The 1587-nt window shown below is 32.7% G+C and carries 3 protein-coding genes; all 3 read right to left on the bottom strand.

Going from position 1 to position 1587, the window contains the following annotated elements; all coding sequences use genetic code 11:
- A partial coding sequence (locus ENO17_07605) for a V-type ATP synthase subunit E (protein HER24895.1) occupies positions 1-229 on the bottom strand: 229 nt, incomplete at its 3' end.
- 13 nt (positions 230-242) lie between these two features.
- Positions 243-719 (bottom strand): V-type ATP synthase subunit K, encoded by a 477-nt coding sequence (locus tag ENO17_07600; protein ID HER24894.1) that lies wholly within the window; start codon positions 717-719, stop codon positions 243-245.
- A 215-nt stretch (positions 720-934) separates the two neighbouring features.
- The coding region (locus tag ENO17_07595; GenBank protein ID HER24893.1) for a V-type ATP synthase subunit I at positions 935-1587 on the bottom strand (653 nt) is incomplete at its 5' end.

The raw sequence follows: 1587 nt of genomic DNA, 5'->3' as shown, positions 1-1587 counted from the left end.
CTAATAGTATATTTTTTTTGGCTTCTAAATTCGCTTCAGTTAATATTTTATTTCTCTTTAAAATTGATTCTTGGTTGTATTTATTTAATAGAACATTTTTAATATTATCTGCTTCTTTTTTATTTTTTTCTATAATATTGTTCGCATGATCTTTTGCTTGAGTAATGATTTTATCTGCTTGAATTTTAGCATCAGATATAATTTTTTCGTTTATATCTTTAATAGTCATATAATACATCCTTTTATAAACTTATTCCATTAAAAAGCAACAGAGAAGCCAGTAAAGAGAACACGGCATAAGTTTCTACCATAGTAACCATTACTATTGCCTTTCCAATTCCTTCCGGGTTCCTTGCGGCTAAACCTATGGCTGCAGCAGCAGTTTTTCCCTGATACCAACCGGAAAAAAAACCAACTACTCCTACCGGAATACAAGAAAAGAAAATCTGACATCCCTGATCCAAGCTTAAAGGAATTGGAGAACCTCCAAGGATGCCCGTTTTCATTAACACCCAAAAACCAACCAGTAAACCATAAATACCTTGAGTTCCCGGAAAAGCTTGCAAAAATAATACTAAACCAAATTTTTCCGGTTCTTCAGTTAATACACCTATTCCAGCAGCCCCGGCAATTCCTACTCCAATGCCAGAACCAGAACAGGCTAATCCAATGGCCGTTGCTGAACCCAAGAATGCAATTACTATTCCTTGCGTAATCATATTTCCCTCCCATTTATATTAATATTATTGTGAATCACTCAGCAGCGAATAAAACTAGTATATTAGAATTATTCCCTTCATCAAAGTATTGTCTCTGCTCTTTATTTTGCTTTCTAAATCCTGACTGCTGAATACTATTTTCTTCACTAACTAATCAAACAAATAACTAACTACGTATCCAATTATTTAATCTATATTATATTTTTGGTTAATGGCTATTTTTGAACTTGTATATATTTTGTAATGATTTTAAATGGCTTAAAGGGAGTTCCTCCCCCTTCATAAAACTTGGTAAAATATTCTACGTACTGTAAACGAGTTGAGTGAATAAATGCACCCATACCACTTATAACCATATTGAACAGATGGCCGATAAGAAAAACTAAAATTGCCATAACTACTCCAATAATTGGAATGTCTTTAAATAGCATGACGAAATTATTAACGACAATTGCTAACACTGCAGTAGACAATCCCAGGGCAAATAGTCGTGAATAAGAAAGGATATCACTAAAATAGCCGATAATATCGTATAAGCTGAGTATACCACCAGCAGCTTTTAAGATAATATTCTTGTTGGCCCTTCCCTGTGTAATAACTACAGATAGTAGCCCTGCCCAAATTACATATTTTATAATAATTGAAAATCCAGATAAAGAACTAATAGTGCTGGTTAAAATAAATAGAAGTATTCCGGTAATTAGGAACAACCATGAACCTTGATCCATTAAGCCTGCTTTAATTCTATTTTTTTTAACATTCGTAATAAATTTGATAATAAATCCAGTATAAATTTGAATGACTCCCAATGATAGGGATAGCAATAATAGAGGCATAGGGTTTTTTATCGGATCGAGTAGTGATATTT

Source organism: Candidatus Atribacteria bacterium (assembly GCA_011056645.1).
GTDB lineage: Bacteria > Atribacterota > Phoenicimicrobiia > Phoenicimicrobiales > Phoenicimicrobiaceae > Sediminicultor > Sediminicultor quartus.
Note: the sequence above shows the minus strand (reverse complement) of the source record. Positions and strands in the feature narration are given on the sequence as shown.